We start from the raw sequence: 21630 nt of genomic DNA, 5'->3' as shown, positions 1-21630 counted from the left end.
TCAAAGCCTTTTCAGGGGCAGCAGCCGGATCCGGTCAAGCAGTGACACCACGCGCGTCATCACCGGATAGAGGGCAATCGAGACCAGGACCTGCGGCACGATCACGAGCGGCAGCGGATAGCCGGTCGCCAGCGCGGCAAAGGCCGAACAGAGCAGCAGGTAGGCAGCGATCAGCCCGCTGGCCGCCAACCAGTCCTGTCCGAACCCGCGCCAGAGAAACCGTTCATCGATCAATTCCATTGCCAGCATTGTCGCCGACCACAGCATGATGCCCGAACCGAAGGGCTGGCCAGAGTAGAGATCGTCGAACAGGCCCAGGGGCAGCCCAGCCCAGATCGGCAGCAGGCCCGGTCGCATCAGGCGCCAGGTGAGGAAGAGCATGTAGGCAAGCGGTGGCATGACCGGCGCCGATGCAATGACCGGCGAGAAGCTGGCCATCGATGCCAGCATGATCGAGGCCCACGGCAGGCCGATCGCCAACGCCGGCAATGGCGCGCGGTTGATCCGTCGGCGCAACAGGTCTTCTGGAGCCTTGCCAAGCGTGCGCAGGATCATGGTGCTGTGGCGGCGCTGGCGGCGCCTTCCCTTTGCAGCCGCTCATATTCGGCTCTGGCCTGCGGACTGAACGCCTGTTCGACGACAACATAGACGTGATCGGCCGGATCGGCGGCGAGGTGCCCGGTCGCTCCGTCGCGGGTCGGGGCGGTGGCCACGGCCACGGGTATGCCGGGAGGATAAAGGCCGCCCGCGCCCGAAGTCACGAAGACATCGCCCTTCTTTACGGGATTGACGCCCATGTTGATCAGACGGATTTCGACGCGGCCGTTGGAGGCTCCCTGAACAAAAGCGGCAAGTCCGTCGTTTGCCCGGCGCACCGGCACCACGTTGTCCGGGTCCGTCACCAGCAGCACCCGTGCGGTGGAAGGGCCGGCTTCGGTCACGCGTCCGATCAGGCCGGAGGCGGCGCGCACCGGCTGTCCGGCAATCACGCCGTGGCGCGTGCCTGCATCGATGACGGCAAAGCGCCGGGTGCTTGCCCCGCTCGATCCGATGAGATGAGCCGTGGCAACCGGCGGTCGCGCCGGATCGACGATGCCCAGAAGGGCCTTGAGGCGCCGGTTCTCGTCCTTGAGGGCCTGCATCGAAACGGCGTTGGCACGGGCCGCCTCAACCTCGCGGCGCAGTTCGGCATTCTGTTGTCCGGCCTTGAAATACGCGCCGATGGCCGCAAACACGCCTTGCCCCGCCGCGCGCCCTTCAGCGCCGGCGCGTCCCATCGGGCGGGCGACCTCGGCCGCGGAACTGCGGGCAAAGGCGAAAGTCTCCGGGCGGACAATCGACAAGACAAGCACGGCAAGGCCCGCCACGACGCCAAGAATGACGACCACGTAGCCGGTGAATATCCCGTTCTGCGCCCTGCGCGAATGGCCTGGGCGCCGGTCCTGCGACCGCGCCATCCGATCACCCTTTCAAAACGGCGCATCCCCCCTGCGCCGTGTTGCAACCCTTACTTTGCCAGCGTCCTAAGCCCAGCCTTGCCAAGCCCAAAGCCCTCAGCCCAAGCGTTATGCCATCAGGCAGTCATCAGCACGCCGCGATAGACGGGATCTTCCATCGCCCGGCCGGTGCCCAGCGCCACGCATGAAAGCGGATCTTCCGCCACGCTCACCGGAAGGCCGGTTTCTTCGCGCAGGTGCTCGTCCAGCCCCCGGATCAGCGCACCGCCACCCGTGAGCACGATTCCCTGATCGACAATGTCGGCGGCGAGTTCGGGGGCGGTGTTCTCCAGCGCGATGCGCACGCCTTCGACAATAGCGCCGATCGGTTCGGACAGGGCTTCGGCGATATTGGCCTGCGTGATGGTGATTTCCTTGGGCACCCCGTTCACGAGGTCACGGCCCTTGATGTGGATGGTTTCGCCCACGCCATCGGCCGGAGCGGTGGCTATGCCATAGTCTTTCTTGATGCGCTCTGCCGTCGCTTCGCCGATCAGCAGGTTATGATGGCGGCGGACATAGGAAACGATGGCCTCATCCATCTTGTCGCCGCCCACGCGAACCGAGGTGGTATAGGCAAGCCCGCGCAGCGAGAGCACCGCCACTTCGGTGGTGCCGCCGCCAATATCCACCACCATCGAGCCGACCGGTTCGGTCACGGGCATGTCGGCGCCAATCGCAGCGGCCATGGGTTCGAGGATCAGGTAAACCTGGCTCGCTCCGGCATTGCTGGCGGCATCGCGGATGGCGCGGCGTTCAACACTGGTGGAACCGGATGGCACGCAGATCACGATTTCGGGATAGCGCAGCAGACTCTTCGATCCGTGCACCTTGCGGATGAAGTGCTTGATCATCTCTTCGGCCACTTCGATGTCGGCAATAACGCCGTCACGCAGGGGGCGGATTGCCTCGATGTTGTCGGGCGTCTTGCCCATCATCATCTTGGCATCGTCGCCCACGGCCTTGACCCGCTTGATCCCGTTGATCGTCTCGATCGCGACCACCGACGGTTCGTTGAGCACGATGCCCCGATCCTGCACATAGACAAGCGTGTTCGCGGTGCCGAGGTCGATGGCGATATTCTGGGAACCAAACTTGAAGAATCGGGAAAAGATCGAAGCCATCAGGAAATCCGTGATTATCTATGGTTTGGCGCACGGGCACGCGCCAGACCCCTCGAAAGTGAGCGCCCGCAGTTGGCGGCTTCCTAGCAGGCGATACGGCCAAAGAACATCGGTTTATGCGGCCTTGATGCGGGTTTGGTGGGATAACTTCACCACTTGTCTCGAAATAAGTCGGCTTCATCGCTAGTCATGAACGGACCATGCCTGTCATTCGCCGCCTGCCCGAAACGCTGATCAACCGCATCGCCGCGGGCGAGGTGGTGGAACGGCCCGCCAGCGCGCTCAAGGAACTGGTGGAAAATGCCATCGATGCGGGTGCCAGCCATGTCCATATCCGGCTTTGCGATGGCGGGCTGACGCTGATCGAGGTTGCCGATGATGGCTGCGGCATGGGGCCTGAGGAAATGGCGCTGGCGCTCGAACGGCACGCCACATCGAAGCTGCCGGAAAGCCTGATCGGTGCAGAAGGCGCCATCGAACTGGTTGAAACCCTTGGCTTTCGCGGCGAGGCCCTGCCTTCGATTGCCTCGGTTGCCCGCGTCACGATCGAAAGCCGTGCACGGGGGGCGACCGATGGCTGGAAGCGCGTGGTGGACAACGGCATTCTGGTCGACGAAGGCCCTGCCGCTGTTCCGCCCGGCACGCGGGTGCGGGTGGAGCACCTGTTCGAGAAGATCCCCGCCCGCCGCAAGTTCCTGCGCAGCCCCCGATCGGAATGGGCGGCCGCTTCCGATGCCGTGCGCCGCCTTGCCATGGCGCGCCCCGATCTCGGCTTCACGCTTGAACACGATGGCCGCCGCGCGCTCAACGTGCTTGGCGGCGAAACCCTGGAGGCGCGGGTCGCGCAGCTTGTCGCGCGCGAGCTTGCGGGCAATTCCGTCATGGTCGATCTGGTGCGCGGCGATTATCACCTTACCGGCATCGCGGGCTTGCCCACCTACAATCGGGGCGTTGCCGATCACCAGTATCTTTTCGTCAATGGGCGCCCGGTCAAGGACCGGCTGCTGATCGGCGCGGTGCGCGGGGCCTATGCCGACATGCTCGCGCGTGATCGCCATGCCGTGCTGGCGCTTTTCCTTCAGGTTCCGCCGGGTGAAGTCGATGTGAATGTGCACCCGGCCAAGGCGGAAGTGCGCTTTCGCGATCCGGCGCTGGTGCGGGGCATGGTGGTATCGGGGCTGCGCCATGCGCTGGCCACGGGCGATCGGCGCAGCGCCCAGACCCCTTCCGCCAGCGCCATGGCAGCGTGGCAGACGGAACCGGTTGCGCCGGCCGAAGAGGCATCCGTGGCGCCCTTTGCCCCGCCTGGGCTTCAGGGCAGCATCTTCTCCCGGCCGTGGCAGCCCGGACCGCGCGTTTCGGAAGCCGGGCTTGCCTGGCGAGGCTACGAACAGGCCATCATGGCGCCGCCGCAGGCGCGGGCCGAAGCGGCATCGGAGCCTGTTGCCGATGCCGCCCTGCATCCGCTTGGCGTTGCGCGCGGTCAGATTGCCAATACCTATATCGTGGCCGAGGCCGAGGATGGTCTTGTGATCGTCGACCAGCACGCCGCGCACGAACGGCTCGTGCTGGAACGGCTGCGCGCTGCGGGTGCGGGGCAGGGGAGTGCACCATCGCAGGCGCTGCTCATTCCCGAAGTCGTCGAACTCGACGAGCCGGCGTGCGACAGGCTGGAGGACGCCGCGCCGCAGCTCGCCCGCTACGGCCTTGCGCTTGAGCGTTTCGGTCCGGGCGCAGTGCTGGTGCGCGCGGTGCCTGCCGCGCTTGCCAAGGGTGATCCGGCGCGGCTCGTCACCGATGTGGCCGATGACCTTGCGCGGCATGGCGATGCGCTGCTGCTGGGCGAGAAGCTCGATCTCGTGCTGGCGACGATGGCCTGTCACGGGTCGGTCCGCGCGGGCCGGGCGCTTTCGGTGGCGGAGATGAACGCACTGCTGCGCGAGATGGAGGCAACCCCGCGCTCAGGCCAGTGCAATCATGGGCGGCCTACCTGGGTGAAGCTGGCGCATGGCGACATCGAGAGACTGTTCGGGAGAAAGTGATATGGCAGGAATGGCCCGCATCATTCTGGTTTCCCTTGCTCTTTCGGCATGTTCGCAAAGCGGCCCAAGCGATGAGGAAGCCATCGCCGCGGTCAAGGCCGCGCAGGACGGCAAGCCGCCGCTTGAAGCCATCGAGCCGCAGCCCATCCTCTATCCTGACATCACCAGACACAAACTGCATGGCACGGGCTGCGCCTTCGTGGCCGATGGCGGGGGGATCGGTGCGATCCTTCTCGCGCAGGACACCCGCGGCGTTATCAAGCTCAAGGGTGAAGTCGAAGTGCTGGCGCCCGATGCAGGGGCGGCCGAACTGCCCAAGGGCGGAAGGAGCCGCTATACCGGCAAGACGCATGCCCTTTCGCTGACCCCGACAGGCCCGGTCCAGTCGGTTGGCACCGAAGACCGCTTTAAGGGCAGGCTTGTCATTACCGACGCCTTCGAACGCCCGGTTTATGAAGCAACCGGTGACGTTCAGTGCAAGACGATCTGAAGGGGCAGAAGCGTTAAGGGTCAGGTGGCGGCTTCGCTGTCGCGCACGCGGATCAGGCCGATCGATTTCATCGTCATGACCACCACACCATCCTGATTGTAAACGCGCACGTTGGAACGGAAACTTCCCATTTCCGGACGGGATGAGCTGCGCTTCTTGTCAACCACCTCGGTCTCGACCGAAAGCGTATCGCCGGGATAGACCGGCCGAAGCCAGCGGATTTCGTCCAGCCCCGGAGAGCCAAGTCCGGCCTGTTGGCGCTCCTTGAGGTTTTCCACCAGCATGGCCATGGTCATCGCGCAGGTGTGCCAGCCACTGGCCGAGAGCCTGCCGAAGTGCGTTTGCGCTGCTGCCTCGTCGCTCAGGTGAAAGGGCTGCGGATCATATTTCGACGCGAAATCGATCACCTCTTCGCGGGTCACGGCATAGCGGCCGAAGCGCTGCACCGTGCCCGGTTCAATATCCTCGAAATACATCATGGGCGAAGCATGGCGGCTCGCGCCGCAAAGTCAATTGCGCGATTAAACGGCTTCAAACATTGAACTTGAAGTGCAGGACATCGCCGTCCTTCACCACGTATTCCTTGCCTTCCTGCCGCAGCTTGCCGGCATCGCGCGCGGCCGCTTCGCCGCCCAGAGCCACGAAATCATCATAGGCGATGGTTTCGGCGCGGATGAAGCCGCGCTGCATGTCGGAATGGATTTCGCCTGCCGCTTCGGGGGCCTTCGCGCCTTTATGCACGGTCCACGCGCGGGCTTCCTTGGGGCCGACGGTGAAGAAGGTAATGAGGTGGAGCAATTCGTATCCGGCGCGGATCACGCGGGCCAGACCCGTTTCGTGCAGGCCCATTTCCTCAAGAAACACGGTGCGTTCATCCGCATCCATGCCGACCAGTTCGGCTTCGATCGCGGCCGAGACGATCACGGCGTTGGCACCTTCGGCCCTGGCCTTTTCGAACACGCGCGCCGAAAACGCATTGCCGGTGGCCGCGCTTTCTTCCTCGACGTTGCAGACGTAAAGCACGGGCTTGGCGGTCAGCAGTTGCGCCTGCCGGAACACGCGGGCTTCCTCGTCGTCCTTCGGCTCGGTCAGCCTCGCGGGCTTGCCTTCGCGCAGCAGGTCGAGCGCCTGACCCAGCACCGAGGCGATGACCTTGGCTTCCTTGTCACCTGCCTTGGCCTTCTTCTCGGCGGCCGGAACGCGCTTTTCGAGGCTTTCGAGATCGGCGAGCATCAGTTCGGTCTCGACCGTCTCCGCGTCCGAGATCGGATCGACGCGGTTGTCGACATGCTGGATGTCGTCATTCTCGAAGCAGCGCAGCACGTGCACGATGGCATCAACCTCGCGGATGTTTCCGAGGAACTGGTTGCCCAGACCTTCGCCCTTCGATGCCCCGCGCACCAGGCCGGCAATGTCCACGAAGCCAAGCTGGGTGGGAATGATCTTCTGGCTGCCGGCGATCAGTGCGAGCGTGTCGAGCCGAGGATCGGGCACGCCCACGTTGCCGACGTTGGGTTCGATCGTGCAGAATGGATAGTTGGCGGCCTGCGCCGCCTGCGTTTCGGTCAGCGCGTTGAACAGCGTCGATTTGCCGACATTGGGAAGGCCGACGATCCCGCAACGAAAACCCATTCTCATGCTCCTTGGTTGGCGCGGCCTTTAGCGGGCGTGGCGGCATTTGGAAACCTCTGCCGCAGGGCTTGCGGTTTCACCATTGTTTCAGGGTTTGCGTGGCATAGCCCGCTCCATGAAACGGACGGTTTTTCTGGCACTTGCGCTTGGCCTTTCGGCGTGCGGCGGCGAGAGCGTGGACAAGGCCGCGCGGGCGCGCGAGGAAATTGCGCGCATGGAACTGGCAGCGGCCAAGGTCGATCTCATGGCGGCGCTTGCCGAAAAGGGCGACAGCCGCGATCTGCTGGTTATGCTTGCGGGCGTGCAACTGCGCATGGGCGATGGTATCGGCGCTTCGGCCAGCGCCGCGCGGCTTGAACGGCTGGGCATGAAGGGGGACGAGCTTGCGCGTCTCAAGGCGGAAGCAGCGCTCCTTCGCGGATCGATCGAACAGGGTCTTGAGCTGCTTGGCGACGATCCCTCGCCGCAGGCGTGGCGGCTGCGCGCCGCGGCGCATCTTGCCAGAGGGCGCACTGCGGCGGCAATCGAGGCGTTCGCGAGAGGAGAGGCCGCCGGAGACGACGTGCTGTTGCTGCGCGATCACGCCATGTTCCTGCTGGGTGCCGATGACGTGGCGGGAGCCGCACAGCGCGCGCAGGCCATGGCAAGGATTGCCCCCGCACATTACGATACGCTCATGGTTGGCGGTGAGGTCGCGGTGCGCCGTCGCCGCTTTGACGAGGCGCAGAAGCTTTTTGCCGAAGCCGCCCGACTGTTCCCGAACGTGCCGGAGCCGTGGCTGGCCAGCGCCAGTGCCTATGAGGATGCGGGCGAGCTGGACCGCGCGGCCAGGATGGTCGCCAAGGCGGCGGCGCTCGTTCCGAACGACGCGCGCGTCGTGGCCTTCAAGGTGCGCGTGGCGGCCGGCAAGCAGGATTGGCAGACCGTTCGCAGCCTGCTTGCACGGCAGGAGGGGTCACTCGATCCGCTGTCGGCCAACGGGCTCGCCTATGCCGAGGCCCTGCTGTTTCTTGGCCAGCGCGAACAGGCGCGCGCCATGTTCCAGCGGGCGTTTCTGCGTGCACCGGGAAATCCCCGCGTGCGCTTGATGATGGCAGGCGCGCAGATGGCCACCGGCGATCCTGCGGCAGCGTATCAGACCGTCAGGCCGCTGGCTGAAAGCCTCATTGCCGATGATCCCGAACTGGAACTGGCCGAGGCGGCCGCCCGCGCGCTGGACCGCGATGCCGAAGCCGATGAATGGAAGGCCAAGCGTCTGTCCCCGCAGCGTGCGGTGGCGCTGGACCTTGCCGCAAAGGCTGCCGAGGCTGCCGAGCGAGAGGACTGGCCGACAGCCGTGGCCCTGTATCGCCAGCTTGTGGGGATGGGGCAGGACGGAGAAGTCTATCGCCGCCTTGCGCTGGCGTTGAGCAGGGCGGGCAAGGCCGACGAGGCAATTGCGGCTGCCGACCGGGCGCGCGGGCTGGTGCCCGGCGATCCGGATCTCGTCCATCTTGCCGGATATGTGCGGGCAGTGGCCGGCAAGCAGCCTGATGCTGCGCGCAGGCTCTTGCAGGAGGCGGCAGACAGCGATCCGCGTAATCCGGTCTTTCGCCAGAGCCTTGCGCGGTGGGGGCATCCGGCGGCAGGGTAGGAGAAAGGGGCGCGGTGCATTTCGCGCCGCGCCCCGATGCTGAATGACGAGCTGGCCTCAGCCGCGCTGCTTGATCTTGCGCGACCGGGCATAGCCGACGCCGAGAAGGCCCAGCGCCATCATGCCGAGCATTCCCGGCTCAGGCACCTGCGTGCCGCCCGTGCTGCCACCGGTGGTGGTGCCGCCCGTCGTGGTTCCGCCGGTGGTGGTGCCGCCCGTCGTGGTTCCGCCCGTCGTGGTGCCTCCCGTGGTGGTTCCACCCGTGGTCGTGCCCCCGGTAGTGGTTCCACCCGTGGTGGTGCCGCCAGTGGTCGTCCCGCCGGACGAAGTCGTAGTGGTGCCGCCCGTGGTCGTGCTGGTGGTCGTGCTGGAGCTGCTGCTGCTGGAGCAGGTCTTCGACGACTTCTTGCACGAGGTCAGACCGCTCAGCAGCCACCACGTGGCGTGGGCAGGGGTTGCGGTCGCGGCGCAAAGGGAAACCGTGGCAACAGCGGCGAGAAGCTTCTTGGTCATTTCAACCTCCACATCCTGGAATTGGTTGACACGATACTCAGCAAAGCCCGTGCCAAATCATCAATATCAGCTACTTGCATGGTTAACGGCCTTGAATCGCTTCATCGCATGTCAGTTCTGCCGACAGATTCATGCTTCTGAATTGTTTCTGGCCTGCATTCGATGATGCGAAGATCCGGTCCGGTCCGGGTTAAATGCCCCACCCGGTGGCCGATGCAGCGGGAGGAAGGATCGGCTGAGGTTGCTCAACACCGTCGTAATGGCCAGAAAAATTGCCGGGCATAGCCTTCGGGCACGTCCATTCCATCCACACCATATCCCTGCGGCCAGCGATCCCCCGGCAGGTAGGCAGTGCCAAGCCACCGATCGATCATCGGGAGGTGCACGGCAAAGTTGGTGTCGCGCGCTTCCTGTTCGATCGCGTGGTGCCAGTGGTGAAAGCGCGGCATGACGATCCAGCGTTCCAGCCATTCGCTGCGCGGGGCAAAGTTGGCATGAATGAACACCGCATGTACCGAGACAAAGCCGAGATAGGCATAGACGGCGGGCGTATCGAACCCCAGCGCAAGGATCGGCACCAGCACCAGCCCACGCGTGACGATCACGTCGATCAGGTGAAGCCGTGATCCGGCAAGCCAGTCCATCCGCACGACGCTGTGATGCACCCGGTGGAAGCGCCACAGGACCGGCACGGCATGGAAGGCGCGGTGAACGGCGTATTGGGCAAGATCGGCAACCAGAACGACAAGCGCGAACTGCGCCGCCAGAGGCAAGCCCCGGACAACACCCTGCACTGGCGCAATCGCCAGCGCCTGGCCCGCCCGCGTGGCGGGAACCAGCACCAGAAGCGACATGACCTGTGCCAGCGCATGGCTCATGAAAAAATAGGTCGTATCCGTCAGCCAGCCCGGCCGGAACGGGCCCTGCGCAGGCCGCAGCGCAAAGGCGCGTTCCAGCGGCACGAAAAGCGCTGCCATCGTCAGCACGCCCAGAACGAACCAGTCCAGCCCCAGATAGATCGCACTTTCGGGCGCGGCCCCTATTGCTACACCGCCAGCGCCGAGGGAAAGCGCAATGCCCGCCAGCACGAGTCCTGCCAGACCCAGCGCCTTTCTGCGGCGCAGCAGCATCGACAGACCGGCCAGCGCCATCGTCAGCAGAATGGCGCCATCAATGACCCTGCGCACCAGCCAAAGGGGATAGTGGCTGCGCAGTTCGGGCAAGGTAAGCCACTGCGGAAAGTGCAGGCAAAGCACTGCTGCCACTGCCAGAAGCCCCAGCAGCACGGCCAGAACGCCGCTGATCCACCCGGTGCCGAAACGGCGCGGGGCCTTGTCGGTGAAGATGCGGTTCAGCCATTGCTCTGCGGTCATGCGCGCTGGCATAGCCGCAAAGCACGAAGGATTGGCTAATCTAGCCGTTCTGCCGCAGCGCTATGTCATTCATGAAACGCACGGTGTCGCCATCGGCAAGCCACCCAGCCTCGGCCGCGACTGCTCCCAGCATTTCAACCAGATCGTCCTGCTCTGCCTTGGCGAAGTTGCCCAGCACGTGCCCGGTCACGCGGTCCTTGTGACCGGGGTGGCCGATGCCCAGCCTGACGCGGCGAAAATCGGCGCCGAGATGCTGGTCGATCGAGCGCAGCCCGTTGTGCCCCGCCGTCCCGCCGCCCTGCTTCACCTTCACCTTGAAGGGGGCGAGATCGAGTTCGTCATGAAACACCGTCAGCGCGTCCAGCCCCAGCTTGTAGAACCGCATTGCCTCGCCCACAGAGCGGCCGCTTTCGTTCATGAAGGTTGCCGGTTTGAGCAGCAGGATCTTGTGCGAACCGATCCGTCCCTCCTGCAACCAGCCCTGAAACTTCTTCTGCACCGGCCCGAAGCCATGAACTTCGGCAATGGTATCAAGCGCCATGAAGCCCACATTGTGGCGGTGCAGGGCGTATTGCGGTCCGGGATTGCCGAGACCGACCCACAGTTGCATCTGTCCTGATCCTTCGTTGCAGTTGGCTTGCGCCGGAGAGCTTCTCAGAGCCGCTCCATGAGCGCCGGTTTATCAGGGCCGGAGCGATGGCCGCAACGAAAGAGCCCCTCCCGCATGAAACGGAAGGGGCTGCTTTCGTTGGCCGGCGATTGCTGACGCACCGAGGAGGCTGTCAGCCTTCCTTCGTCGTATCGCCTTCTTCGCTCTTCAGCGAGGAGGGGGCCACGATCGTCGCGATGGTGAAATCGCGGTCGGTGATTGCGGGCTTCACGCCTGCGGGCAGGGTGACGGCGCTGATGTGGATCGAATCGCCCACTTCATAACCGGCAACGTCGACCACGATGTCATCGGGGATCGAATCCGGCGCGCAGATCATTTCCAGCTCGTGGCGGACAACGTTGAGGATTCCGCCCTTCTTGAGACCGGGCGACTTGGCTTCGTTGATGAAGGCCACCGGCACGTTGACATGGACAACCGAGTCCTTCGAGACGCGCAGGAAATCGGCGTGCTGCGGACGGTCCGTCACCGGGTGGAAGGCCACATCCTTGGGCAGGGTTCGGACGGTTTCACCACCAACGGTCAGCTCCACCACCGAGTTGAAGAAGTGGCCAGTGCCCAGCGCCTTCACCAGCGCCTTTTCTTCAAGGTGGATTGCCAGCGGTTCCTTGTTGTCGCCATAGATGACGGCGGGGGTGCGGCCTTCACGACGCAGTGCACGGGAGGCTCCCTTGCCAGCCCGGTCGCGCGTCTCGGCCGACAGATGCAGCGTCTCGCTCATTTGTCAGTACCTTTTCGAGAATGCGTTTTCACGTTCCCACCGCCACGCCTCCAGGGATGACCATGACGGGGAAGCGGCGGCCCTTAGCGGTTCTGCGGGAAAATGCAAGCGCGCAGCCGGGGCGGGGTGTTTTCATGGCACTCGCCGGATTGTCCATCCATGCGCGCTGAGCAGGCGTTGCAGGCTATCTGCTCCCGCAAGATGCGCGGCTCCCACGGCCACAAAGGGCATTGCCCCGGCTTTCAGCATGGTATCGATCTGCTGCGCCCAATCGCGGTTGCGCGCTGTCAGCAGGGCCTGTCGCAGCGCTGGGTCGGCAAGGAAGCCCTTGTTCGCTTCAACCGCAAGGCCCAGATCGTCGCCCTTCAGCCACAGCGCGATCATTTCGGCTTCCTCGCTGCCGTCGCTGGCGGCCTCTGTAATGACCTGTTCCAGCAGAACCTGCTGCTGCCGTTCGGGCAGGGTGTCGAACACGCCGAACTGGCCAGCCAGCGTCTCCAGCCCGGCAACCGGCTTGCCCGCCGCCAGTCGCCGCAATTCAGGCTCCACGCCCAGTTCCGGCCGCGCGCCGGCCTTCCGGCCTGAAACCGCCGCAAGCTGAAGCGCCACCGCCCAGCTTTCGGTATCGGCAAAATCCGCATCGGTCAGGCCCAGCTTGCGATAGACCTTCGCCAGTTCGTCGCGATAGGCGGCGCGCACGCGTCTTGATGGTGGCGGAAGATCGGGCGTTCCGGCCAGTTCGGCCAGCGCCTTTCCGGCAATGTTCTGGTTGAGCGGTTCGGCAATCTCCAGCACCAGCCGGTCGGATGCGGCCAAAGCCGCGGCGATTTGCGGGCGCAGCCACGGTGTGTCCGGGGGCAGGGCGTGGACGGTCCCGAACAGGTAGCCGCGCGCCGCGCCGGTGCTGTCGGCAATCTCCCACAGGGCGACCCGCGCCGTATGGGGGGCAGGCTCCGCCTTGCGTTCCAGCCAGTGGACGAGCACGCCCAGCACCAGCGCGGGGACAATCGCCAGCAGCAGGCGCCCGGCAAATGATCGAGGCAGCCACGTCATCCCCTATTGCACTCGCTGCGCCGTGATGCCGAGCCGGTCAAGCGCATCCTGCACGCTGTCGGCCCCTGCCAGATGCCCGGCACCCACCGCTACGAATACCGTGCCGGGACGGTCGAGCCGCTGGCGTATCCATGAGGCCCAGTTGCGATTGCGCTGGTAAAGCAGCGCTTCGGCAAGGTCGGCGTCAGTCATCTGGGCATTGAGCAGGCGGCCCAGCGCTTCGGTATCGCCCTTGCCCCAGACCTCGGTCATGCGGGCGATCACGCCGGACGCAGCGCTGAAATCGCGCACGGTGGCATCGAGGAAGCGCAGCTGCGCCGCGCGCGGGAGATCGGCGAACATGGCGATCTGGTATTCCACGCTCTCCAGCGCATTGCGCGCCTTGTTCTGCGCTTTGGCCGCAGTTCCCAACGTGGCTTCGGCGCCGTCCTGTGCCAGATAGCCCGCCTGCGCATAGGGCAGGACCGCCAGCGAAATGGCCGCCAGCCACGGCTCCAGCCCGTCATAGGTTTCGGGACGGATGTTGAGCCGCGCCAGCAGGGCTTCATAGGCCGCGCGGCTTTGCTCATCCATGAGGGAGCGCAGGGTCTCGCCCCGCAATGTCCCGCGCGAAAGGGCCGCCCGCGCCTGCGCGTCCGGGGAAACGTCCGGGATTTCCATGACCAGTTCGTCCGATGCGGCAAAGGCTTGCGCCACGGCGCCCTCGAACCAGACCAGACCCTTGGGCAGGGCGTGAACCGTGCCGAACAGGTAGATCGTCGTATCCGCATCGGCCACCTTCCACAGCGCCGGGCGCAGTGGCTGCGCGGCAGGGGCTTGTTGCAGGGCGGGCGCGGCCTTGGCGGGGCGGGCCTGCGCCGGAATGCCGGACGGCACGGCAAGGGCAAGGGCTGAAAGGGCAATCGCGGCGCAAAGGCGGCGGAGTATCTGGATCATCGCCCGCCTTGTGCCCGCAAAGAGCTTGCAAGGAAATGAAGGAAATTGCCGCAAGCCCTGCCGGTTCGGGGTTCTGCCGGATCAAAGCCCGGTTGATTTGGCGCCAAGCATCGGCCAAAGCCGCGCGCACCATGGCCGACACGAAGCAAACGCCTCCCCGCGCACCCCTGAGCCTGCAGGACATGATCCTGCGCCTTCATTCTTTCTGGAGCGAGCAGGGCTGCCTGATCCTCCAGCCTTATGACATGCGCATGGGGGCGGGCACCTTCCACACGGCCACCACGCTGCGCGCGCTCGGCCCGGAACCGTGGAACGCGGCTTTCGTGCAGCCGTGCCGCCGTCCCACCGATGGCCGCTATGGCGAGAACCCCAACCGGTTGCAGCATTACTACCAGTATCAGGTGATCCTGAAGCCTTCGCCGGAGAACCTTCAGGAACTTTACCTGCAATCGCTGGCCGAAATCGGCATCGATCCGCTGGTGCACGACATCCGCTTCGTGGAAGACGATTGGGAATCCCCCACGCTCGGCGCATGGGGCCTTGGCTGGGAAGTGTGGTGCGACGGGATGGAAGTCACCCAGTTCACCTATTTCCAGCAGATGGGCGGCTTCGATTGCAAGCCGGTTGCGGGCGAGTTGACCTATGGGCTTGAGCGCCTTGCCATGTACATCCAGGGCGTCGACAACGTCTATGATCTCGCCTTCAACAACCACGGCGTGACTTATGGCGAGGTGTTTCTCGAAAACGAGAAGCAGATGTCAAAATGGAACTTCGAGGTTGCCGATACCGACAGCCTGTTCGAAGGCTTCCGCCGTGCCGAGGAGGAATGCAAGCGCAGCCTTGAAGCAGGTGTGCCTATAGCCGCCTATGAACAGGCGATCGAGGCCAGCCACCTGTTCAACCTCCTGCAGGCGCGCGGCGTGATCTCGGTGCAGGAACGCGCCAGCTACATGGGCCGGGTGCGCGATCTCGCTCGCGGAAGCTGCGAGGCATACATGGAAAAGAATGCCCAGCAGTGGGCGGCAAAGTATCCGGAGTGGAGCAAGTGAGCGATTTCCTTCTCGAACTGCGCTCGGAAGAAATCCCCGCCCGGATGCAGGCGGGCGCGCGCGCCGATCTGGAAAGGCTGTTCCGCAAGGAACTGGATGCAGCCGGACTGAAGGCAGGCGAAATCACCGTCTGGTCCACCCCGCGCCGCCTTGCGCTTGTCGCGCGCGATCTGCCTCTGGCGACCGAGGCCGTCAGCGAAGAGGTCAAGGGTCCGCGCACCAGCGCCCCCGAACAGGCGCTGGAAGGTTTCCTGCGCAAGACCGGCCTGACCAAGGACCAGCTTACCGAACGCGACGGCGTGTGGTTCGCCGTGACCGAAAAGCCGGGGCGCGCCACGAAGGACGTTCTGGCCGAGGCGATCCCGGCCATCATCCGCGCCTTCCCCTGGCCCAAGAGCCAGCGCTGGGGGGCGGCCTCGCTCTCCACCGAATCCTTGCGCTGGGTGCGCCCGCTTTCGGGCATCGTGGCCCTGCTGGGCGAGGAACTGGTGAAATGCGAGATTGGCGGCGTGAAATCGGGCTACGTCACGCGCGGCCACCGCTTCCACTGCCCCGGTGAAATCACCATCGGCAGCGCGCAGGATTATGCCGAAAAGCTGCGCATGGCCCACGTCATCGTCGATCATGTCGAGCGTGAAGCCATGGTGCGCGAAAAGGCCAGGGCCGCTGCGGATGCTGTCGGTCTTGTGCTGGTCGAGGACGAAGGTCTGGTGATCGAGAATGCGGGCCTTACCGAATGGCCGGTTCCGCTGCTCGGCCGTTTCGACGAAGCCTTCCTCGATGTGCCGCCCGAAGTGATTCAGCTTACCGCGCGGGTGAACCAGAAGTATTTCATCTGCCGCGATGCTGGCGGAAAGCTCGCCAATGCCTTCGTCTGCACCGCCAATATCGAGGCGAAGGACGGCGGCGCGGCCATTATCGACGGCAACCGCAAGGTTCTGGCCGCGCGCCTTTCCGATGCCCGCTTCTTCTGGGAGCAGGACAAGAAGAAGCCGCTGTCACTGCACGCCGAAAAGCTGGCGCGCATCACCTTCCACGAAAAGCTGGGCACCGTGGCCGACAAGGTCGAACGCGTTGCCAATCTGGCCGAATGGCTGGCCAGCGAAGGCATCGTGCCAAACTGCGATCCCGCGCTGGCGCGGCAGGCGGCGCAGCTGTGCAAGGCCGATCTCGTCACCGAAATGGTGGGCGAGTTCCCCGAATTGCAGGGCCTGATGGGCGGATACTACGCCCGTGCCGAGGGCCTGCCCGATGCCGTGGCCGAGGCCATCCGCGATCACTACAAGCCGGTCGGGCAGGGCGATGACGTGCCGACTGCGCCGGTGACGGTAGCGGTGGCATTGGCGGACAAGCTGGATACGCTTGTGTCCTTTTTCGTCGTTGATGAGATGCCAACAGGATCCAAGGATCCATACGCTCTTCGGCGTGCGGCATTGGGGATATTGTCAATTCTGCAATTGAACGGCCTCCGGCTGCAGATCGCAAGTGTCGCTAATACCCTTCTATTACAGGCAGGTTTGCTTGCGAGGGCTATTAGTAATTTACCCGAAATAAAGGCTTTCGAAGCTGACAAGAAGGTCGCAGAAAAATTTGGGACGGTCATTAAGCAGGCAGAAGTCGATGCCTACTTTGACAAAGAGATTAGCAATCCGAAAATTCTGCATCTGATAGTCGACCGGGCTGCTTTGGCAGCTCAATTCCTCGCAGACCGCCTCAAAGTCCAGCAGCGCGAAGCCGGAGTCCGCCACGATCTGATCGATGCGGTGTTTGCGCTCGGTGGGGAGGACGATCTTGTCCGCCTGCTCGCCCGCGTCCGTGCGCTTCAGGCCTTCGTAGGCACCGAGGATGGCGTCAACCTGCTTGCCGGTTACAAGCGCGCCGCGAACATCCTCAAAAAGGAGGAATGCGCTCCTGCCGAGGCTGCCTATGATCGCGAACCTGCCGAACAGGCCCTGATCGACGCCCTCGATGCCGCCGAACCGCAGGCCGAAAGCGCCATTGCCGCCGAGGACTTCACAGCCGCCATGGCCGCGCTGGCCACCTTGCGCGGACCGATCGATGCATTCTTTGATCAGGTGACAGTCAATGATGCGGATGCGAACAAGCGCGCCTGCCGACTGGCGCTGCTGGACCGCTTCCGTGCTGCGGTGCACAAAGTTGCGGACTTTTCGCGCATAGAAGGGTAATAGCCGCGGCAAAAGCAGGCCGACTCCACAACGGCCTGCAAAGAACAGACACACGCAGGGAGCCTTGGTGGCCAAATGAGCGCATACGTATTCCACTTCGGCGTCGGTGCATCGTCTTCGGACGCGCGGGCCAGGGACAAGACCATCGTTGGCGGCAAGGGCGCTAACCTTGCCGAAATGGCCGGGATCGGCCTGCCGGTGCCGCCGGGCTTCACCATCAGCACCGAGGTCTGCACCGCCTACAACGCCAGCGGCAAGACCTTTGACGATGCCCTGCGCGCAGGCGTGGCCGCAGGCGTTGCGCATATCGAGAAGGCGACTGGCCGGGTGTTCGGTGATGCGGCAAATCCGTTGCTGGTTTCGGTGCGCTCCGGCGCGCGTGTTTCGATGCCCGGCATGATGGACACCGTGCTCAACCTTGGTCTCAACGACCAGACGGTGGAGGGCCTTGCAAGCGGTTCGGGCGATCCGCGCTTTGCCTGGGACAGCTATCGCCGCTTCATCCAGATGTATTCCGACGTGGTGCTGGGGCTTGACCATCACCGGTTCGAGGACGCGCTGGAAATCGTGAAGGAAGACAACGGCTTCTTCAACGATGTTGAACTTGGTGCCGAACATTGGCAGGCGCTGGTGGGCGAATACAAGGCCATTGTGGAAGACCAGCTTGGCCGTCCGTTCCCGCAGGACGTGCACGAACAGCTTTGGGGTGCGATCGGTGCGGTGTTCGATTCATGGGAATCGGATCGCGCCAAGGTCTATCGCAAGCTCAATGACATTCCCCACGACTGGGGCACTGCCGTCAACGTGCAGGCCATGGTCTTCGGCAACATGGGCGAGACTTCGGCCACCGGCGTTGCCTTCACGCGCGATCCCGCCACGGGCGAGAAAGCCTATTACGGTGAATGGCTGGTCAATGCGCAGGGCGAGGACGTGGTGGCGGGCATCCGCACCCCGCAATACCTGACCAAAGCCGCGCGCGAGCGGGCAGGGGCCAAGCCGCTGTCGATGGAAGAGGCGATGCCTGCGGCCTATGCCGAACTCGCCGCGGTGTTCGAACTGCTCGAAAAGCACTACCGCGACATGCAGGACATCGAGTTCACGGTGGAGCAGGGCAAGCTGTGGATGCTCCAGACCCGTTCCGGCAAGCGCACCGCCAAGGCTGCGCTGAAGATGGCTGTCGACATGGTGGGCGAAGGGCTGATCGACGAGGCAACGGCCATCAAGCGCATCGACCCCATGGCGCTTGACCAGTTGCTTCACCCCACGCTTGATCCCAAGGCGGCGCGTGACGTGCTGACGAAGGGCCTTCCGGCATCGCCCGGCGCGGCTTCGGGTGCAGTGGTGTTCGATGCCGATACCGCGCAGGCCCGCGCAGAACGCGGCGAGGCCGTGATCCTCGTGCGTGTGGAAACCTCGCCTGAGGACATTCACGGGATGCACGCGGCCAAGGGTATTCTCACGGCGCGCGGCGGGATGACGTCGCACGCGGCGGTTGTGGCGCGCGGCATGGGCCGCCCCTGCGTTTCCGGTGCGGCAGGCGTCTCGATCGACATGGCCAGCCGCACGGCAAGGATCGGCAACCGCGAGGTGAAGGAGGGCGATGTCATCACCCTCGATGGCTCGAACGGCGATGTCATGGCGGGCATGGTGCCCACGGTCGAGCCGGAACTGGTGGGCGATTTCGGCACGCTGATGACCTGGGCCGACAGGCACCGGCGCATGAAGGTGCGCACCAATGCCGAAACTCCGCTTGATTGTCAGGTTGCGCGCCAGTTCGGCGCCGAGGGCATCGGTCTGTGCCGCACCGAACACATGTTCTTCGAGGCCGGGCGCATCAGCGCGGTGCGCCAGATGATCCTTGCCGAGGATGAGGCCGGGCGGCGTAAGGCGCTGGCCAAGCTCCTGCCCGAACAGCGCAGCGATTTCCAGGCGATCTTCGAGGTCATGGCGGGCCTGCCCGTCACGATTCGTCTGCTCGATCCGCCGCTGCACGAGTTTCTGCCGCATGGCGATGCCGAGTTTGCCGAACTGGCCGAGGCAACGGGACTGGGGGTCGAGCACCTCAAGCGCCGCGCTGGTGAATTGCACGAGTTCAACCCGATGCTGGGGCATCGCGGCTGCCGCCTGGGCATCACCTTCCCTGAAATCTACGAGATGCAGGCCCGCGCCATCTTCGAGGCTGCCTGCGACGTGGCCGAGAAGAGCGGCGAGGCACCGATCCCCGAAGTCATGATCCCGCTCGTTGCCACGCGCAGGGAACTGGAAATCCTGCGCGCGCTGGTTGACCGGGTGGCGCTTGAGGTCTTTGCCGAGAAGGGCCGCACGCTGGAATACATGGTCGGCACGATGATCGAACTGCCGCGCGCTGCGCTGATGGCGGGCGAGATTGCCGAGGAAGCCAAGTTCTTCTCCTTCGGCACCAACGATCTGACGCAGACGACGCTTGGCGTCAGCCGCGATGATGCCGCGCGCTTCCTCAACCCCTATGTCGATCAGGGCATCTATCCGCGCGATCCCTTCGTCAGCCTTGATATCGAGGGCGTGGGGCAGCTTGTGGAAATGGCGGCCGAGCGTGGGCGCAAGACCCGGCCCGACATCAAGCTTGGCATCTGCGGCGAACATGGCGGCGATCCGGCATCCATCGCCTTCTGCGAGAAGACCGGCCTCGACTATGTTTCTGCCAGCCCCTACCGCGTGCCCATCGCAAGGCTTGCGGCGGCGCAGGCGGCTCTGGCCTGAGGTTCAGAACTTGGGTGGGCGAAGCGCTTTTGCCCACCCGCTGAGCGTGAGGATTTCGAAGCGTTCCGTGACTTTGCCGTCGGCATCAGCGCGGGCGGCAAAGGCAGCCTTCGCCCGCGCGAGCGCTGCCTTGCCCAGCGGCAATCCGGGTGTTGCAAGGCAGTTGCCAAGCCCCTGCGCGCGCAGATCATCTACAAGCTGGTCAAGCGATCGGAACCGCACCTCAACCCCGCGGCTGTCGATCACCGGATCGGCAAATCCGCAGCGTTGCAGGAGCTGCCCGCCCGCGCGGACATCCACCTGCGGGTGAATGCGCGGCGAAGGCCGGTCCGCATCCGCCTCCAGCATGATGGATCGCAGCGCGGGCAGGGAGCCTGCTCCTGCAAAGGCGGCGATCATGAGGCCGCCGTCGGCCAGTGCGCGCCGCAGATGCACCAGCGCGCCGGGCAGGTCATTTACCGTGTCGAGCGTGCCGAGACTGGCGATGAAGTCGAAACGCTCTGCAATCGGGAAGGGTGCTTCCTCGTCAATCGGCGTTGTCCCCAGCGCGGGGTCGCGGCTTTGCACGGAGCAGCCGACCGACGCCAGCGCGCTGGCCAGTCTGCCGGTCCATTCACCGATCACCAGCGCCCGCTTCGGATCGTGGCGCAGAAAGGAAAGGCGGTCGAGCACATCGTCGACCATGTCGTCGATGATATAGCGCGGCGCGTCATCAGCCTCTTGTCGCATTGCCATGCGCAGCCTGCGGGCTTTGCGCCGTTCCGGTGCGAAAATTGTCGGGGGGGTGCTGGCCATTTGCGGGCAGTGCCCATCTTCGCGCCCCTTGCCAAGATGCAAAGCTGTGCAACTATCGCGGGCGTGTCTCCTGCCCGCATTCTTGCGTCCCTGGTCGATTTCGTGTTTCCGCCGCGCTGCCCGCTCTGTGGTGATCCGGTGGGCGCGCATGGCGGGCTCTGTCCGGTATGCTGGGGAAAGCTGGAGGTTCCGACCGGCACCTGCTGCAATCTGTGCCAGCGGCCTTTGGGCGAGGTTCAGGGCGCGCAGACGGGGCTGGTATGTGCCCCGTGCATGGCAGAACCGCCGCGCCACGCAGGGATTGCGGCGGCTACGCTCTACAATGCGACCTCGCGCGCGCTGGTTCTGGCATTGAAGCACGGGCGCCGGATCGGGCTGGTCCCCATGATGGCGCGCATGATGCTGCCGCGCCTTCAGCCGATGCAAGGCAAATGGCTGGTCGTGCCAGTTCCCCTGCATCGCTGGCGGATGATGCAGCGCGGCTTCAACCAGTCAGCCTTGCTGGCCAGAGAGATCGCTCGCCTGACCGGTCAGGAACTCGTTGTTGATGGGCTAGTTAGGAACCGCCCGACGCCGCCGCTGGGAGGTTTGAATCGCAAGGCGCGGGCACGGGCGCTGTCCGGCGCCATCAGTGCGCATTCCGGCCGTGCGGCGCGGCTCAAAGGGGCGAATGTCCTGCTTGTTGACGATGTGATGACCAGCGGAGCCACAACCGATGCATGCATGGTGGCCCTGCGCAGGGCCGGGGCCGACAAGGTGCGCATTGCGTGCTTTGCCCGTGTGCTGGATGAAGCGCTTTCCGGTTTGCGGGACAATGCCGCCATCGATGCTTGATCGGGATTGTGTTGTCTGGGCTGGCGCGGCGCAGGGCCAGAGAAGGGTGCAAAAGGAAACGCCCGGAACCAGCGGCTCCGGGCGTCCTCGTGACGAATCTATGCGGGCGTTCGCGATGATCGCGATACCGACAGTCCCCCCGACTGTCCCGCCGTTTCCCTCACCTGCCACCAGCTTCCCTGCGCGGCCGTTTGGCCAGCTGCAAGAGACGCCAGATGGCTCCTCATCGCGTTTCCCCTGAACTTTGGCGCTGTTCAGATCGCGGCTCCCTCAAGCCACGCCGTTTCATCTCGCATCAGATGGGTTTGGGAAAGCGCATTGTGTGTTCATCATGGATTTTGCCACCT

The 21630-nt window shown here is 64.5% G+C and carries 19 protein-coding genes; 7 read left to right on the top strand and 12 right to left on the bottom strand.

Annotated elements, in window-relative coordinates; genetic code table 11:
* The 3 genes from DKM43_RS07410 to DKM43_RS07400 all read right to left on the bottom strand — a co-directional run bounded on the left by DKM43_RS07410 (position 1) and on the right by DKM43_RS07400 (position 2620).
* Positions 1 to 555: a rod shape-determining protein MreD gene (locus tag DKM43_RS07410; RefSeq protein ID WP_109797779.1), complete on the bottom strand. Its 555-nt coding sequence runs from the start codon at positions 553 to 555 to the stop codon at positions 1 to 3.
* Positions 552 to 1457 (bottom strand): rod shape-determining protein MreC, encoded by a 906-nt coding sequence (mreC, locus tag DKM43_RS07405; RefSeq protein WP_109797778.1) that lies wholly within the window; start codon positions 1455 to 1457, stop codon positions 552 to 554. Before mreC ends, DKM43_RS07410 begins: the two co-directional genes overlap by 4 nt.
* Before the next feature lie 116 nt (positions 1458 to 1573).
* Positions 1574 to 2620 carry a rod shape-determining protein gene (locus DKM43_RS07400; protein ID WP_109797777.1) on the bottom strand — a complete coding sequence of 349 codons (1047 nt, stop codon included), beginning with the start codon at positions 2618 to 2620 and terminating at the stop codon, positions 1574 to 1576.
* Between the two features lie 200 nt (positions 2621 to 2820).
* On the opposite strand from DKM43_RS07400, the gene mutL reads away from it, so the two are divergent.
* Entirely contained in the window at positions 2821 to 4662 is a 1842-nt protein-coding gene (mutL, locus tag DKM43_RS07395; protein WP_109797776.1) for a DNA mismatch repair endonuclease MutL, read from the top strand.
* A 1-nt stretch (position 4663) separates the two neighbouring features.
* Positions 4664 to 5152: a hypothetical protein gene (locus tag DKM43_RS07390; protein ID WP_109797775.1), complete on the top strand. Its 489-nt coding sequence runs from the start codon at positions 4664 to 4666 to the stop codon at positions 5150 to 5152.
* Positions 5153 to 5172: 20 nt separating this feature from the next.
* On the opposite strand, the gene DKM43_RS07385 is transcribed toward DKM43_RS07390, so the two are convergent.
* Positions 5173 to 5631, bottom strand: a complete 459-nt coding sequence (locus DKM43_RS07385) for a MaoC family dehydratase (RefSeq protein ID WP_109797774.1) — start codon at positions 5629 to 5631, stop codon at positions 5173 to 5175.
* A gap of 52 nt (positions 5632 to 5683) precedes the next feature.
* Positions 5684 to 6784 carry a redox-regulated ATPase YchF gene (gene ychF, locus DKM43_RS07380; protein ID WP_109797773.1) on the bottom strand — a complete coding sequence of 367 codons (1101 nt, stop codon included), beginning with the start codon at positions 6782 to 6784 and terminating at the stop codon, positions 5684 to 5686.
* A gap of 115 nt (positions 6785 to 6899) precedes the next feature.
* On the opposite strand from ychF, the gene DKM43_RS07375 reads away from it, so the two are divergent.
* On the top strand, positions 6900 to 8417 hold the full coding sequence (locus DKM43_RS07375) for a tetratricopeptide repeat protein (RefSeq protein WP_109797772.1): 1518 nt from the start codon (positions 6900 to 6902) through the stop codon (positions 8415 to 8417).
* A gap of 57 nt (positions 8418 to 8474) precedes the next feature.
* Here DKM43_RS07375 and DKM43_RS07370 read toward each other — a convergent pair whose 3' ends face one another.
* The 6 genes from DKM43_RS07370 to DKM43_RS07345 form a co-directional block, all read right to left on the bottom strand.
* Complete coding sequence (locus tag DKM43_RS07370; protein ID WP_201739801.1) at positions 8475 to 8930, bottom strand: PEP-CTERM sorting domain-containing protein; 456 nt, start codon at positions 8928 to 8930, stop codon at positions 8475 to 8477.
* A 245-nt stretch (positions 8931 to 9175) separates the two neighbouring features.
* A complete protein-coding gene (locus DKM43_RS07365; RefSeq protein ID WP_161554048.1) occupies positions 9176 to 10303 on the bottom strand; it encodes a sterol desaturase family protein in 1128 nt (375 codons plus the stop codon).
* 40 nt (positions 10304 to 10343) lie between these two features.
* On the bottom strand, positions 10344 to 10913 hold the full coding sequence (gene pth / locus DKM43_RS07360) for an aminoacyl-tRNA hydrolase (RefSeq protein ID WP_109797770.1): 570 nt from the start codon (positions 10911 to 10913) through the stop codon (positions 10344 to 10346).
* 172 nt (positions 10914 to 11085) lie between these two features.
* Positions 11086 to 11691 carry a 50S ribosomal protein L25/general stress protein Ctc gene (locus tag DKM43_RS07355; protein WP_109797769.1) on the bottom strand — a complete coding sequence of 202 codons (606 nt, stop codon included), beginning with the start codon at positions 11689 to 11691 and terminating at the stop codon, positions 11086 to 11088.
* Positions 11692 to 11823: 132 nt separating this feature from the next.
* Positions 11824 to 12744 (bottom strand): TraB/GumN family protein, encoded by a 921-nt coding sequence (locus DKM43_RS07350; protein WP_109797768.1) that lies wholly within the window; start codon positions 12742 to 12744, stop codon positions 11824 to 11826.
* Between the two features lie 3 nt (positions 12745 to 12747).
* Positions 12748 to 13680, bottom strand: coding sequence for a TraB/GumN family protein (locus DKM43_RS07345; protein WP_109797767.1), 933 nt, complete (start codon positions 13678 to 13680; stop codon positions 12748 to 12750).
* A 131-nt stretch (positions 13681 to 13811) separates the two neighbouring features.
* Between DKM43_RS07345 and DKM43_RS07340 the strand changes: the two genes are divergently transcribed.
* From DKM43_RS07340 to ppdK, 3 genes are all read left to right on the top strand, one after another.
* Positions 13812 to 14729 (top strand): glycine--tRNA ligase subunit alpha, encoded by a 918-nt coding sequence (locus tag DKM43_RS07340; RefSeq protein WP_109798067.1) that lies wholly within the window; start codon positions 13812 to 13814, stop codon positions 14727 to 14729.
* The gene (gene glyS / locus DKM43_RS07335) at positions 14726 to 16915 is read left to right on the top strand and encodes a glycine--tRNA ligase subunit beta (protein ID WP_109798066.1); all 2190 of its coding nucleotides are present in this window, start codon (positions 14726 to 14728) and stop codon (positions 16913 to 16915) included. Before DKM43_RS07340 ends, glyS begins: the two co-directional genes overlap by 4 nt.
* Positions 16916 to 16990: 75 nt before the next feature.
* Positions 16991 to 19654, top strand: a complete 2664-nt coding sequence (gene ppdK / locus DKM43_RS07330) for a pyruvate, phosphate dikinase (protein ID WP_109797766.1) — start codon at positions 16991 to 16993, stop codon at positions 19652 to 19654.
* 3 nt (positions 19655 to 19657) lie between these two features.
* Here the strand turns inward: ppdK and DKM43_RS07325 are convergent, their stop codons facing one another.
* A complete protein-coding gene (locus tag DKM43_RS07325; protein ID WP_236632435.1) occupies positions 19658 to 20389 on the bottom strand; it encodes a methyltransferase domain-containing protein in 732 nt (243 codons plus the stop codon).
* Positions 20390 to 20512: 123 nt separating this feature from the next.
* On the opposite strand from DKM43_RS07325, the gene DKM43_RS07320 reads away from it, so the two are divergent.
* A complete protein-coding gene (locus tag DKM43_RS07320) occupies positions 20513 to 21283 on the top strand; it encodes a ComF family protein (RefSeq protein WP_236632434.1) in 771 nt (256 codons plus the stop codon).
* Positions 21284 to 21630 lie beyond the last annotated feature (347 nt).

It is taken from the genome of Novosphingobium meiothermophilum (assembly GCF_003171715.1).
In the GTDB taxonomy this organism is placed as follows: domain Bacteria; phylum Pseudomonadota; class Alphaproteobacteria; order Sphingomonadales; family Sphingomonadaceae; genus Novosphingobium; species Novosphingobium meiothermophilum.
This window is presented reverse-complemented; position numbering and strand designations above follow the sequence as displayed.